11 protein-coding genes are annotated in these 15,379 nt (G+C 39.2%); 7 read left to right on the top strand and 4 right to left on the bottom strand.

Translation table 11 applies throughout. The annotated features are described in order from the left end of the window. Nucleotides 1–3: 3 nt before the first annotated feature. Entirely contained in the window at nucleotides 4–810 is an 807-nt protein-coding gene (locus tag GXP67_RS15925) for a hypothetical protein (RefSeq protein WP_162444041.1), read from the top strand. 20 nt (nucleotides 811–830) lie between these two features. On the opposite strand, the gene GXP67_RS15920 is transcribed toward GXP67_RS15925, so the two are convergent. After that, nucleotides 831–1,622 (bottom strand): TspO-related membrane protein, encoded by a 792-nt coding sequence (locus tag GXP67_RS15920; RefSeq protein WP_162444040.1) that lies wholly within the window; start codon nucleotides 1,620–1,622, stop codon nucleotides 831–833. Between the two features lie 315 nt (nucleotides 1,623–1,937). On the opposite strand from GXP67_RS15920, the gene rsgA reads away from it, so the two are divergent. After that, the gene (gene rsgA / locus GXP67_RS15915) at nucleotides 1,938–3,017 is read left to right on the top strand and encodes a ribosome small subunit-dependent GTPase A (RefSeq protein ID WP_162444039.1); all 1,080 of its coding nucleotides are present in this window, start codon (nucleotides 1,938–1,940) and stop codon (nucleotides 3,015–3,017) included. Between the two features lie 48 nt (nucleotides 3,018–3,065). Here the strand turns inward: rsgA and GXP67_RS15910 are convergent, their stop codons facing one another. Continuing rightward, nucleotides 3,066–3,557 carry a GNAT family N-acetyltransferase gene (locus tag GXP67_RS15910; protein WP_162444038.1) on the bottom strand — a complete coding sequence of 164 codons (492 nt, stop codon included), beginning with the start codon at nucleotides 3,555–3,557 and terminating at the stop codon, nucleotides 3,066–3,068. 162 nt (nucleotides 3,558–3,719) lie between these two features. Between GXP67_RS15910 and upp the strand changes: the two genes are divergently transcribed. From upp to GXP67_RS15885, 5 genes are all read left to right on the top strand, one after another. Next, nucleotides 3,720–4,364 carry a uracil phosphoribosyltransferase gene (gene upp, locus GXP67_RS15905; protein ID WP_162444037.1) on the top strand — a complete coding sequence of 215 codons (645 nt, stop codon included), beginning with the start codon at nucleotides 3,720–3,722 and terminating at the stop codon, nucleotides 4,362–4,364. A 182-nt stretch (nucleotides 4,365–4,546) separates the two neighbouring features. Further along, nucleotides 4,547–4,993 (top strand): hypothetical protein, encoded by a 447-nt coding sequence (locus GXP67_RS15900; RefSeq protein ID WP_162444036.1) that lies wholly within the window; start codon nucleotides 4,547–4,549, stop codon nucleotides 4,991–4,993. 125 nt (nucleotides 4,994–5,118) lie between these two features. Beyond that, nucleotides 5,119–6,450: an argininosuccinate lyase gene (gene argH / locus GXP67_RS15895; RefSeq protein ID WP_162444035.1), complete on the top strand. Its 1,332-nt coding sequence runs from the start codon at nucleotides 5,119–5,121 to the stop codon at nucleotides 6,448–6,450. A 58-nt stretch (nucleotides 6,451–6,508) separates the two neighbouring features. Then, the gene (locus GXP67_RS15890) at nucleotides 6,509–7,606 is read left to right on the top strand and encodes an NAD(P)/FAD-dependent oxidoreductase (RefSeq protein ID WP_162444034.1); all 1,098 of its coding nucleotides are present in this window, start codon (nucleotides 6,509–6,511) and stop codon (nucleotides 7,604–7,606) included. Nucleotides 7,607–7,609: 3 nt separating this feature from the next. Then, the gene (locus tag GXP67_RS15885) at nucleotides 7,610–10,831 is read left to right on the top strand and encodes a hypothetical protein (RefSeq protein ID WP_162444033.1); all 3,222 of its coding nucleotides are present in this window, start codon (nucleotides 7,610–7,612) and stop codon (nucleotides 10,829–10,831) included. 644 nt (nucleotides 10,832–11,475) lie between these two features. On the opposite strand, the gene GXP67_RS15880 is transcribed toward GXP67_RS15885, so the two are convergent. Both GXP67_RS15880 and GXP67_RS15875 read right to left on the bottom strand, forming a co-directional pair. Further along, nucleotides 11,476–13,656 (bottom strand): serine hydrolase domain-containing protein, encoded by a 2,181-nt coding sequence (locus GXP67_RS15880; protein ID WP_162444032.1) that lies wholly within the window; start codon nucleotides 13,654–13,656, stop codon nucleotides 11,476–11,478. Nucleotides 13,657–13,871: 215 nt separating this feature from the next. Then, entirely contained in the window at nucleotides 13,872–15,377 is a 1,506-nt protein-coding gene (locus GXP67_RS15875; RefSeq protein WP_232065238.1) for a GH3 auxin-responsive promoter family protein, read from the bottom strand. Nucleotides 15,378–15,379: the final 2 nt, after the last annotated feature.

Here is a 15,379-nt window from a genome sequence, read left to right as displayed (position 1 = left end):
ATTGTGAGAAAAATCCTCTTACCTGCTCTCATTATATTGCTTACTTGTGCTTCAACCATAGCTCAGCAGCTTACTTTGTTAAAAGAAACAAATATTGCAAATCCTGTGGCTGTTTCAGCCGACCGGTATGGAAATATTATCGTTGGCGATGCAAAAGGAAATGTTCACAAGTACGATTCAACAGGTGTATTGCTACAAACATTTTCATCTCCAAATACAGCAACTATATCTTCGATAGAAGCCTGGCCTTCCTTACAAATCCTCATATTTTACAGAGATATTCAGCAGTTTTCAGTCTTAAACCGTTTTCTTACACCCACATTACTTTCAGCTCCTATACATCAGGAAGTGGCTGGATTTGCCAGAGCAGCTACTTTGGGTTCGCAGGAAAATATATGGCTCTTTGATGATATAGAGTTAAGTCTGAAGAAATATAACCTAGCTACAAGAAAAATTGATACTAATACCCCTCTTTCTCTTATCCTGGGAGATAGCGAATATGCAGTAAATTTTATGCGTGAATATCAGAACAACCTATATTTAAATGATAGAAATTCCGGAATTCTGGTATTCGATAATCTGGGGAATTATAAAAAAAACCTTCATTTTGCAGATTTAACCTATTTTAGTTTCTTCGAAAACGAGTTGTATTTTACTAAAGACAACACTATTTACCTATTTAATCTTTATACGTTGTCCGAAAGGCAAATTAAACTACCAGTGGGCGCTTCTTACAAATACAGTTTATTTGCTGGTGCTAAGCTCTTTCTTTTTACTCACAAAGCCATGAGAATATATCTTGTTAAGTAAATTCATTGTATTCACTCAAACTATACTGCTGGCTGAATTTGTGGTTTTTTTCCTAGCCTTATTGTATTCACAATTACCCACACAGCTAAAATAATGGCAGTTACCAGTGCAAAGGTAGCTACAGTTTGCTCTTGATTTTGGCGGGCTATATAAATGGCAATAATAGCCCAAACAACTACCGAAGGAAAAACTATATCTTTCAGTTTATAACTTACCACTACGCCCAATACAGCGGCTACACCTATCATAATCATTGTCCAGGGTATCGCACCCCACGAGCCACCTTCCCAATCCATTGATGTAAGCCACAAAGATGTATTTGCAATAGTGGCTACAGAAAGCCATCCGGCATATAGGGCAAATGGAACACTGATGAGTTTATTTACCTGACCTGATTGTATAGCTTCTTTAGAGCGGACAAACAGAACGATCGCTGTAAATAACATCAATACTATAATGCATACACTTAATAGCAATAACTCATAACTAAAACTGAATAGCCAGCAGATACTTAGTATACTGGTAATGATTAACGGTTTAGCCAACACATCATATACATGTTGTTTGCGCTGAGATGGTAAGAGCTGAAAAATAATATATCCGATGAATGATAAATAAATTACGCCCCAGATAGAAAAAGCATACCCAGCCGGCGTAAACAAAGTTGGATATCTGGCTGATACTTCTGCATTGGTTAATCCACCTGGAGGGTTTGCATTCATATTATAATTGAAAAAGATATTTACCAGTACTGCCACAAGCGCCGCCCACCGCCATATTCTATTTCTGGATGAATTACCTAGCGTTTCCATACTATACTTTTTAATTTGCCCTTATATTTTTATGTAACGCTTTAGCAGATGGAATGTTTATTTTATATCTTTGCCATATCGCTGATCAATTTCAGCAAAAGCCTCTGAAAACGACTATTTACATACGTTGCCAGGCAATCCAGCCTGAGATAGCTTAAGGCTTCACTCCTTAATATCTGGTGATGCAAGGGTGAAGACTGTCCATTCTTTTCATTTCTGAAGTATAGCATATGATTCTTTGCCTTCTGGCATTGCTACCAGTTATGCTTATTCTTCTATCTATCTCATTATCAATTATTACAACGTATTACACCAATGAATTATACATTAATGAATTTGGGGTTTTCATCCCATTTTGAACAACATTTTTTACCATTTCAGCAACAGGGTTTTGCAGTAGGCCGTATTGCAACAGAAAATAAAAATCAATACACTATTTTTTCTGAAAGCGGCATTTTACAAGGGGAAGTGTCTGGCAAACTTTTGTTCACAGCTAATTCTCCAGCTGATTTTCCTAAAACTGGAGACTGGATAGTAATGTCTGTGTTTGAACAGGAACAAAAAGCGATTATCCATGAAGTACTGCCCAGAATTTCAACTTTCTCCCGGAAGGTAACCGGAAAAAAGGTAGAAGAACAGATTATTGCGGCCAATATTAATTTGCTTTTTATTGTGCAGAGCCTGGATGCAAATTTTAATCTCCGGCGCCTGGAAAGGTATCTGGTAATGGCTCATGAAAGTGGCGCAAAGCCAGTAATTGTGCTCAATAAAGTTGACCTGTGTAAAAACCTGACCGAGAAACTTACTCAAGTAAAACAAATAAGTCAGGATACGCCTGTGGTAGCACTAAGCGGATTGAAGGAAACAGGCTTAGAACAATTAGAGCCATTTATGCAGCCGGGTGTTACTATTGCTTTTACTGGTTCATCAGGAGTAGGCAAATCTACGATCATCAATAAACTGTTAGGCTCAGCCATCCAGGAAACGTCGGAAGTGAGAGAAGTAGATGCAAAAGGCCGGCATACTACTACCCGGCGCGAATTAATTGTACTTCCCAATGGCACTATTTTGATTGACACACCAGGAATGCGGGAATTGCAGTTATGGAATGCATCTGAAGGCTTGGACGATACATTTGCGGATATTGCAGATCTGTCATCTAACTGCCGTTTTTCCGATTGCACACATACTGTAGAAAAAGGTTGTGCTGTGATAGAAGCCATTAACCAGGAAGAGCTTCCGATGGAGCGGTATAATAGTTTTATGAAACTGCAAAAAGAGTTGGCGTATTTAGCTGTACAACAAGACCAGAGAAGTTTGCTGGCCATTAAACAGAGAGACAAGCGTATACATAAGCAGTATAGACAGATTATCCGGAATAAGAACCGGCAATAGAATAATCACCTAAAATAATGGCAGGTAAAATTATCTGCCATTATTTTTTTACAAAAACCTATGCATCACATAGGCATCTACCAGGCCAAACTTTGTATGATTGAATACTTTCGGAAGTACGCCGATAGTCACAAATCCCATCTGATCCCATAGCTTCTTGGCATTATGATTTGTACTGACCACAATATTGAACTGCATGGCCAGAAAACCTGCTTTTCTTGCTTCCTCCAGGGAGGCTTGTGCCATTTGTTTTCCGATACCTTTCCCATGGAAATCAGGATGAACCATGTACCCGGCATTGGCCACATGTGACCCTAAACCTGGCTGATTTTGCCTGAAAACAAAAGTACCAGCTATATTCCCATTCAACTCAGCCACAAAAGTAAAAGTACCTGGAGCAAACCAATACGCCATCATGGTTTCTTTAGGCGTATCCGGATCAAATACATACGTATCTCCAGTATGTATCACAGCTTGAATAATTTTCCAGACCAGTTCTTTATCTGCTTCAGTAGCTTTTCTGATAATTGCCTGTTCCATGATATTTAGGTGTTTGGTGCAAAGTAAATTAATTTTCTAATCTGCACGATTCAGCGCACAAAAGCAGGAGAAAAACAAAATGAAACTTATATAGTAAATTCAATACATTTGTGAAATACCAATTATAGGTATCTTTTCAGACGATCAATATCCCGAGTTTCTATGTTTACACTTACCAGTTCACCTTCTGTGGCTTGCCAGTTTATTGCTGAATTGCGGGATGTACGCATTCAGCAGGATAGTATGCGATTCCGAAAAAATATGGAGCGCTTAGGCGAATTGCTGGCGTATGAAGTTTCAAAGGCGATGCGGTATGAAAAAAGTAGTGTAACCACTCCTTTGGGTAATTCCGAAACCTGGGCACTATCCGAACAACCGGTACTAGCTACGGTATTACGGGCCGGATTACCCCTTTTTCAGGGATTTATGAATTTTTTCGATAGAGCTGAAAGCGCTTTCATTGGCGCATATCGAAGCACACCAGATGCTCAGTATTCCTTTGACATAGAGCTTAATTATATAGCTGCTCCCAATCTGAATAATAAAAACCTGATCCTAATAGATCCCATGCTGGCTACCGGTAAATCTATTGTAAAAGCAAAACAAGCCTTATTAAAATACGGGCTGCCTAAGCAAATCCATATTGTGGCAGCTATTGCCAGTCGGCAGGGTGTTGAGTATGTATCTGCCCATCTGCCAGATTGCCATTTGTGGGTAGGTGCTGTGGACGAAGAGATGAACCATAAATCTTATATTGTACCTGGACTGGGTGATGCCGGCGATCTGGCTTTCGGCGAAAAACTCTAACTGTTTATGTGAATGTTATATCCCTTTCAACCTAACCAGGCACTGATTATCTATTTTCTCCAAAAGCAGATGTAAATTCTTTACATTTTCGTATCACAAGTAAATCATTAAACGGTTCATACACGTTTAACTTCCTAACAATTAACATACTATTATTTCACTATTGTCACTCAACTTAACAAATGGTTACACAAGTTGCCAAATACGTAACAGTATTCCTGCTAAGTATGGTAAAATTTATTGGTGGTCCTATATCCGGAGCGGCGGCTGGGCTCACTTGGCTGGAAACATTTATTTTTACGGTGGCCGGTATGATGACCAGTGTTCTCATATTTTCTTTATTAGGAAGTAGTGCTAAGCAAAAAATATTTAACCGCTTGCAGGGTAAAAGAAAACTCTTCACTCCTAAAAACAGACGTCTGGTAAAAATATGGCGCAAGTATGGATTAAAAGGAGTTGCCTTTCTTACACCTGTTTTCTTTAGCCCCATTATTGGAACAGTAATGGCCGCTTCATTTGGAGAAACCAAGCAACGTATTTTCTTTTATATGCTGGGAAGTGCCCTCTTCTGGGGCGTTATATTTTCTGTGTTCATTCAGCAAATAAACTCATTCGTCTTTCATAGATAAGCTGTACTTCTCATTTTTTCCAGCAGGATATCAAAGCGAAATACTAAATCAGAAAATGAAAAATCAAGGTATATTTGCCAGTAGAATATACGTGTAAAAAATTTATCCAATCCCAACAAGCCTCCATGAAGCTCTGGCAAAAAGATTATCCACTGAACCAAAAAATTGAAACTTTTACCGTAGGCAAAGACCGCGAATTAGACTTGTACCTGGCAGAATTTGATGTATTGGGTTCCCTGGCACATACACAAATGCTGCAAACCATTGGATTGCTGACAAAAGACGAACTCGAAGATCTGCAGAAAGAGCTTAAAAACATATATAAAGACATTCAAAATGGGAACTTTGCAATCGAATCTGGGGTAGAAGATGTTCATTCGCAGGTTGAATTGCTTCTAACCAGAAAACTGGGAGAAACCGGCAAAAAGATTCATAGCGGACGTTCACGCAACGATCAGGTTCTGGTAGACCTCAAGTTATTTATGCGCAACCGCTTGCAGAGAGTGGTAAAGGAAACCTTGCAATTGTTCCATTTGCTATTGGAATTAAGCGACCGTCACAAAGATATACTCTTACCAGGATATACGCACTTACAAATCGCCATGCCTTCCTCATTTGGGCTGTGGTTTGGTGCCTATGCTGAAAGTCTGCTCGATGATATGCAACTATTGCAGGCAGCTTATAAAATTACAAATAAAAATCCCCTGGGTTCCGGCGCTGGCTATGGTTCATCTTTTCCACTCAACCGCACCTTAACTACCCAACTACTGGGGTTTGAATCTATGCATTATAATGTGGTGTATGCCCAGATGAGCCGTGGTAAAACGGAACAAACCGTGTGTACAGCGCTTGCCTCTGTCGCTTCTACACTTGCCAGAATGGCAATGGATATTTGCCTGTACAATAGCCAGAATTTTGGTTTCCTTACCCTTCCCGATGAATTGACTACCGGTTCCAGTATTATGCCGCATAAGAAAAATCCGGATGTAGCTGAACTGTTACGAGGACGTACCAACCGTTTGAAAGTATTGCCGCAGGAATTCAACCTGCTTCTTACTAATCTGCCTTCCGGCTACCATCGCGATTTGCAATTGACCAAAGAAATTATGATGCCGGCTTTTGAAGAGTTGCTGAGTTGCCTGGAAATTACACATTTTATGCTGGCACATATCCAGGTAAAACAAAATATTCTCCAGGATGAAAAATACGCCTATCTCTTTAGTGTAGAACGGGTGAATGAACTGGTATTGCAAGGTATTCCTTTCCGGGAAGCATATCAGCAGGTAGGCAAAGAGATTGCTTCAGGCAGTTACAAATCCTCTACAGATATTCACCATACGCATGAGGGCAGTATTGGAAACTTATATAATAAGCAGATTAAAACTGAAATGGAACGTGTTATAGCAAATTTTAACTTTCAGGCATATGAATCTGCTATTTCCAGACTTGTAGAATAAACTTCTTTATACTTTACAATTATTCTGCATATGGCTTTATCTGCGTAAATTGCAGGGAATGCTACCTAAACAAACAGATTATATTATTGTAGGCCAGGGCATAGCCGGAACCGTACTTGCTTATACACTGATCAGCCAGAAAAAAAAGGTACTGATTATAGATGATTCCAATCCGGATACATCCTCTAAAGTTGCCGCTGGTATTTTTAACCCAGTCACTGGTAAAAGGCTGGCCAGAACCTGGCAAGCTGGGTTGATCTTTCCATATCTTTATCAGTTCTACCAACAGATGGAGCAAACATTAGGTATATCTATACTCCATTCCAGAGATATTTACCGGCCTTTTACTTCTATTGAAGAGCAAAATGCCTGGACAGCCAAAACCTCCTCTCCGGAACTATCAGCATATACCAGTACTCAATTCGATACAAGCGCTTACACGTCAGGCATTCATAATCCGTTTGGAGGCCTTGAAATCAAAGGAGCAGGGTTTGTAAATGTTGGGCTGATGTTGGAGGCAGCAAAAAAATACTTTTTGCAGGGTAATATGTACACAGAACAGCCTTTTACATATGAGGATATTGTGCTGGAAAATGATAAAGTAAGCTGGCAAGGTATAGAGGCAAAAAAAATTTTATTTTGTGAGGGTACTTTTGTGTCCCAGAATCCGTACTTCAACTGGCTGCCTTTTAATGAGGTAAAAGGCGAATTATTAACGCTAAAGATGCCAGGTCTTCAAACAAACAATATCATTAATCAAGGGGTTTTCGTATTGCCTCTTGGAAATGATATGTACAAAGTAGGCGCTACTTATAAGTGGGACAATCTTGATTGGGAAACCACTTTGCAGGCTCGTGAAGAACTGGAAGATAAATTAGCCAGATTGATAAAGTTACCTTATAGAATAACTGGGCAACAGGCAGGCATTCGTCCGGCGAGTGAAGACCGCAGGCCTTTTCTCGGGTTACATCCGGAACATCCGGCACTTGGCATTTTCAATGGATTAGGTACAAAAGGGGTTTCACTGGCTCCTTTTTATGCCCGGCATTTCTATGAACACCTGGAAGAAGATAAAGAATTAGACAAAGAAACGCACATAAATCGCTTCTTTTCGTTATATTACAAATCCACTAATTTGAACAATCACCTTTTATAACATATGTTTAATAAGCTTATCAAAAGCATACTTTTTACGGTTTTGCTAAGTTTTTTTGCTCATCAGGCTTTGCCTCAGAATACCTGGGAAACGTTTGGCAGAAACCGGGTACAGCATAAAAATTTTAACTGGAAAATGCTGTCAACCACCAATTTTGAAATATTCTTTTATCAAGAAGGTACGGAGATTGCCAATTTTGCTGCCCGGTACGCCGAATCTGACTTCGACCGTATTGCCGATATGCTGGGATATACTCCCTATTCCAAAACCAAGATTTTCATTTACAATTCTATTACCGACCTGCAACAAAGCAATGTGGGCCTGGAAGACGATAATTTTGTAAGTGGCGGACAAACCAATTTCATTAAATCCAGGGTAGAAATTCCGTATACTGGTAGCCAGGCAGATTTTAAGAAAGAACTCAGCCTGGGAATTGCCCGCATTTTTATTACAGAAATGATGTTTGGCGGAAGCTTGCGGGATATGGTGCAAAGTTCTTACCTGCTTACTTTACCGGAATGGTTTATGTCTGGAGCGGCTGCTTATGTAGCTGAAGGATGGAGCCTGGAAATGGATGATTATATGCGGGACGCTGTAGTAAATAAAAATTTACGCAAGCCCTCTGTATTAGCTGGCGACCGGGCCGTTCTGACAGGCCAATCTATCTGGAACTTTATTGCTGAACGATATGGACGCTCTAATATTTCCAACATCCTGAATCTTACCCGTATCATCCGCAATGAAGAAAGCAGTATTGCCAGCACCTTGGGTATTTCTTATAACCAGTTTATTGGCGAGTGGCGAAAATATTATACGTCAATGTCTGGTACAGTAACCGGTGCCTATCAATTACCTCAACCTGATTTTATTGTCCGTAAGAACAAGCGGAATAAGTTTTTATACAACCAGATGGCCATTAGCCCTGATGGAAAATATATGGCTTATTCTGAAAACAATAAAGGACGTTATAAAATAAATATCCGCGAAACTGGTAGAAAAAGAGGCAAAACTATCATGATGGGTGGATCTAAAGTTATTAATCAACGCATAAATCCTAATATACCGCTGGTAGACTGGAGAAATAATACAACACTTGCTGTTGTTCATGTGAAAGAGGGAAAGAACCTGTTAAGTTTGTATGACATAAATTCCCGGAGGCTGCCTCGTAAAAAAGTAAGAAAATCTCTGGAGAGCTTCAATCAGATACAGGCTTTCGATATTTCCGATGATGGATCAGCCATGGTACTGAGTGCTTCCCGCAACGGCCGCAATGATGTATTTGTATTCGACTTAAACAGGAATTCAATTAAGCAGATTACCAATGACTTGTATGATGATATAGATCCGCAGTTTATGCCTAATTCTACTACGGCTATTGTCTTTAGTTCTAACCGTAGCAGTGATTCCTTACAATTAAACCGTACCGGCTTCCAGCTTATCGAGAAAGATTTCGATTTATTTCTATATGATCCGGCCACATCCGCTACTACCATCACCAGAATCGCCGGATCTTCAGGTAATGAGACACAGGCAATTGCAGCAGATAACACCATTTTTTATCTCAATGATGAGAATGGTATCAAAAACTTGTACAAGTACAGTTCAGGAGATAAAACTGTAGTACAGATAAGTGGTTTTCAGCAGAATATTCAATCGTATGACCTGCACCTGCCATCCAATGGTTTGGCGTTCCTGACTATTAAAAATGGAAACAATTACATAGGTTTTGACGCAGGTCATGATTTTACTACTGCTTCTTCTATCGTTAGAACCAGGCGAACCGAAATGCTGGATGACCGCAATGGAACAGCACCTGCCAGCACCATTACAACACCAACCAATACAGAGCCTTCTGGTATAAGAAAAGATTCTCTTACAGTCCCGGTAGCCAGCAAATTGGATCTGGAAGAGGGTGAAGTTGATACTGATAACTATCAGTTTGATGCCGATGTAAAGAAACCTAAAGATGATACTGACAACCGCAACCGCCGTACTTTATTAAATCCTCCGATTGCCAACAATGCCCGTAAACAAAATATATCAGTACAAGGGCCTTTTCCCTATCAGAGCCGTTTTAGTGCCAACAATATTATTTCTTCTGTATTGATTGATCCCTTAAGGGGTTTGGGTGTATTGTTCACCATTAATATGAATGATATTCTGGAAGACCATAAAATTTATGGCGGTATGTTGGGCATTACTGATTTACGCAGCAGTAACTTTTTTGGCGAATACCAGTATCTGAAAAACCGCATAGATTTTGGTGTGCGATTCGATAAAAAAACTATTTTCCAGAGCAAGGAGAATGTTTATCAGCGCTATACTTTAAATAAAGTGCAGCTTAGTGCATCTTATCCATTTAACGTTTCCAGTAGGGTTACTCTGGCTCCTTTTTATGCAGCTACCAGATTTACTGAAACTGGCTTAAGTCCGCAACAGATAGGGCTGGGAGATAAAAATACTTCTTTTGCTGGTATACGGGCAGAATACGTATTTGACAATACTACTGTAAACGGCTTAAATATGATTGAAGGGACCAGGATGAAAATCCGTTTTGAAAATTACCAGGCCATTAATAATCCTTCCCAGAGTTTTGATAACCTGACTATTGATCTGCGCAACTATAAAAAAATTCATAGGGACATTATTTTTGCAACCAGACTAGCTTATGGGCAATTTGGCGGTAGAGATAAAAAGAACTACCTGCAGGGTGGAATGGATAACTGGATTTTTAACCAGAAGCAAGACCATGATAGAGGTAATCCCCTGGATATTGCTTCTACCTACGATAACCGGGACCTGCTTTTTATAGAGTTTGTTACACCTCTTCGTGGATTTAACTATAACAAGTTATTTGGCAATAAATTTTTATTATTTAATGCTGAATTCAGATTTCCTGTTATCAAGTACTTCTACCGGGGACCTATTACTTCTAACTTCTTCAAGAACCTGCAACTAGTGGCCTTCACCGATATTGGAGCCGCCTGGACAGGTAAAGGTCCATTCAGCAGACAGAACAGTTTAAATACCATTGTAAGAGGCGGAAATGGCAATGCGTTCGAGGCTTCTGTAACTAACTTCAAAAACCCATTCTTATCCGGACATGGTGCTGGTATACGTACCTTGTTACTGGGTTATTATGTAAAATTCGATGTAGCGTGGGGAGTAGAAGATTTTGTTCCGAGCGGTCCAAAATACTACCTCACATTCGGGTATGATTTCTAATTGGCATAGATAATTACAGTATAAAAGTAAAGGGGTTTATCAATATTGATAAGCCCCTTTACTTTTATACTGTAAAAAACAATTAACGCTATTTTAAATACGGCTACCTTTAAAAACAAAGTGCGTAAAGAATAAGCAAGGAAAATTGAATTATTCAAAATGTAAATAAATCCCGGTCAATAAAACCAGGATTTATTTTAGCTAACATGGAAAAGCCTTTTAAGTTGATAGTAAAGTCTTGTTTCATCAACATATCATTTTTATTATTTAACTAAAAGCTGGCTGCCATTAAGCAGGCCATTACATCATGCAAAAGTGTATATTATAAAGGCGTCCGTACCGGAATTAATTATTAATTGAACCGGCTTTCCCATAAATCAAACAATTAGTTAACTCCTGATTTTTGGAATTATTGTCTATTGCTGAAAAATATTTTGTATTTTTTTTTAGCTACTTATTTTTTACACCTAAAACACCTCTCTAAAATGGTTCATAGAGCAGTAAGTTTATTATTGAAAGTCAGATGACAAATAGCTAATACAGCATCTATGGCGGAAAATGTTAAGATGTTTTAATGATTAAAACACTCTATAATACAACTAGTTAGCTGCAAAGTAAATAGTTAAGTATTTTATTAAACAGTGTTATTTTTCCAATCCGGCTACATAACCATCCGGAGCGCCCATCGCACTATACACAACAGATTGTATTTTTTCTCTGACTTTGTAACGGGCTAATTTTGTATTATTAACAGTTGGATACACCCGGTTAGATAAGAAAATATAAATGAGGTCTTCATCTGGGTCTACCCAAACACAAGTGCCGGTAAATCCTGTATGACCAAATGCATTGGCCGAAATAAGTGTAGATACATTTTCGCCGGGTTGCAATTTATCCCAGCCTAAACCTCTTTTGTTATTTGGCTGTTGAGTTTTGGTAAATAGAGGAACTATTTGATCCGACAAATACTGCTTACCGCCATAAAATCCGTTTTGTAAGTTCATCTGCATTAACACTGCCAGATCATTAGCCGTACCAAATAATCCTGCATGGCCGGCAACGCCACCCATTAAAGCCGCCTCCTGGTCATGTACGGTACCTCTCACGAGAACTCCTCTGAATCTGTTGTCCATTTCCGTAGGGGCAATGTTATTTACATCAAATGTATGTAAGGGGTTAAAGGTGAGTTCATCCAAACCAAGAGGCTGGTAGAAAGTCTGATTTAAATAGGTATCCAGAGGTTGCTCAGCCAAACGTTCTACTACTTGCTGTAATATGTCAAATCCTATATCGCTGTACCGGAAGGTATATTTTTTATGAGGAGATGGTTTCTTTAATAATCTGGATTGAAGTGTCCATTGCCAGAGAGAATCTTTCAATGAAGCAATGCCATACAAACCGGGGGCAACCATAACTGGGTGATCGGGGCCAGATTTTGTACTATAATAGGAAGAATCCAGACCTGATTCAGTTTTTGTTTTAGTCCAGTGATCCTGGAAAGCCAGTAAACCAGCCTGGTGCAATAAGAGATCGCGAATAAACATATCCTCTTTATTGGTATTTTTTAACTCAGGGAGGTAATAGGAAGCTTTCTGGTTTATATCTAATTTACCTTGTGCATCCAGTGACATGACGGCCTGTAAAGTAGCAGCCACTTTTGTAACTGAGGCTAGATCGTATATGGTATGAGTAGTAACAGGAGTTTTCTCTTCATAGGTTAAATGCCCATATGCTTTTTCGAATACGACTTTTCCATTCTTTGCTACCAATACCTGCGCTCCTGGCATTACTCCGTCCTGAATGTAATTGTCTACCATATCATCAATCCGCCGGAGTGTAGCAGAATGTAAACCAACCTGCTCAGGAATGCTATAGCCTAAACGCTTCAATGATACTGTGTTTACACCATCTCCTGCTTTTAGCCCGGCTGTTACTGTAACCGGAAGTTTCCCACTGGCAGGAATGGCGCCGAATAGGATCTGAGGTACAATCTTTTGAGTAATGCTGTTATTGTCATAGGCACAAACCAGGTTTTCTACCCTATCGAAATACTTCAAACTATAAGGAGAACCAAACACCGCCAACACTACATCAGTTTTAGTCCGGAGGCGTTCGATGAGTGTACGGGAAGCTTGAGAAATACCATAGGCTTGTAATGCAGACGAATTTACATTATGGAGGCCGATAATTACCACTTTATAGTTACCCAAAGTGGATAATAAAGTCTCAGATTCTTTTTCACTTATCTCTTTACCAGCTACAGCAAAGTGTTGAAATGAAGTATATTTAGATAAGTAGTTTTGAAATGTATTACCCTTAGGTTCTCCAATAGTTAAAGAAGCAAATGTCAGGGTATCCAGATTACGGAAAGGCAGCAACGTTTGCTTATTTTTTACTACAGTTATAGCCTTTTCATATAAGTTATATTGCAATAGCAATGATGCAGGGTTGGTTAATTCCTTTTCAAGTCCGGAAACAGGCGTAATTCTGTTATCAAGCAACTGAGCCGCCTTATTATTAGCTTGTGAGTCAAGTGCGCCAATACGTAAAGGGATAATTATAGGATTTGCATCCTGTTGCAAAAAAGGCAAAGGAAAAAACAGCAAATCATTTAAGGAAGCTTCTGTGTTGCGTTGCTGTATAGTTGTAAATGGCTGAGTATTGCTAGTAAGTACTATTTGTTTTGACGGAACAGAATGGGAAGAGATAAACGCTAAATCACTTTGCAGCCTTATTGATTTAACAGAATTAAAAGAGGAGATGATCTGTTTATGAAAACATCCAAAAAAGACAATTAAGATAAAAGCTGGCACTAATTTTTTCATTATCGGTTCAGGTAGATTTTGTTAATGTCAAACTCATTTGCCGGTAAATTTCCTTCCGGAAAATGAGCACTTTAACAAATAATCTTTAAACAATTCTGATGCCAGCTTGCTGTGTAAATGCAATAAAAACAATATTAAATCCAAAAATTTAATATTACTCTAGAAATACCTGATGTTGAGAAAAATAACGAGGATAAATTTGCAGTAAATCTTTCTTATGCGCCTTTGGATACTTCCATCATTGATAGAATATCATCTACATACTCACGTGAATTGGAAAGACGGGGTACTTTATGCTGGCCACCTAATTTATTTCTTTTTTTCATCCATTGATAAAAAGTCCCTTCCTGTACACTATGGACGAGTGGAAGTTGCAGGGCTATATCTTTGTAGCGTTTGGCATCATAATCTGAATTAATCTCACGCAGTGTAGCATCCAGTACATGAATAAACTGCTTAAGGGAAGAGGGTTCTTTCACAAATTCTATGATCCACTCATGGCCTCCTTTTCCGGATGTTTCCATATATATTGGAGCTGCAGTAAAATTGCTAATAATAGCGCCGCTTTCCTGGCATGCTTTGGTGATAGCCTGTTCAGCATTTTCCACCATTAATTCTTCGCCAAAGGCATTGATAAAGTGTTTGGTACGCCCACTGATCCGGATACGGTACGGAGAGAGTGAGGTAAATTTAACAGTATCCCCAATGTTATACCGCCATAATCCACTATTGGTGCTAATTATCAGCGCATACACTTTATTTAATTCCACTTCTCCCAAGGTAAGCATTTTGGGATGCTCCTTATCCATTTCTTCCACCGGGATAAACTCGTAAAACACGCCATAATCCAGCATCAGCAGCATATCTGCAATATCCGACTGATCCTGTATGCCAAAAAATCCTTCAGATGCATTGTATATTTCAACATATTTCATGTGGGGCGAAGGTATCAATTGCTGAAAAACCGCACGATAAGGAGTAAACGATACTGCTCCATGGGCAAAAATTTCCAGATTTGGCCATACTTCCAGAATATTGCTTTTGCCAGTTATTTCCAGAATTTTCTGCAACAACACAATGGTCCAGGTAGGCACACCTAAAATACTGGTTACATTCTCCTGTGAAGTAACTTTAGCCATCTTCTCGAGTTTTTCTTCCCACTCATTCATCAAAGCTATCTCCAGACCGGGCGTACGAATAAACTGCGCCCAGATAGGCAGGTTTTTCATTACCACTGCTGATACATCTCCATAATATACGTCCGGATTCTCCTGGCTCAGCTGATAACTACCGCCAATCGCTAAACCTTTGCCTACAAAAACTTTAGTATCTGGATTATTGTTTACATAAACCGTCATTAGATCTTTGCCGCCTCTGAAATGGCAATCTTCGAGAGCTTCCGTAGAAACCGGAATAAACTTACTACGGGCATTGGTGGTACCTGAGGATTTAGCAAACCATTTAATTTCCGAAGGCCACAACAAATTTTGTTCGCCCTTCATCAACCGGTCTATGTATGGAAATATTTCTTCGTATGAAGAAAGAGGTACTCTTTGCTGATACTCTTTTACCGATGTAATGGAAGCATAATGATATTTTCTCCCCCACTCGGTTTGTTGCGCTGTATGAATCAGTTTTTTAAACTGTTCAGCCTGCACTTCCAGTGGGTTTTTCATGAAAAGCTCTATCTGGGAGATACGCTTTTTCATGATCCATGTCATAA

The organism is Rhodocytophaga rosea (genome assembly GCF_010119975.1).
In the GTDB taxonomy this organism is placed as follows: domain Bacteria; phylum Bacteroidota; class Bacteroidia; order Cytophagales; family 172606-1; genus Rhodocytophaga; species Rhodocytophaga rosea.
This window is presented reverse-complemented; position numbering and strand designations above follow the sequence as displayed.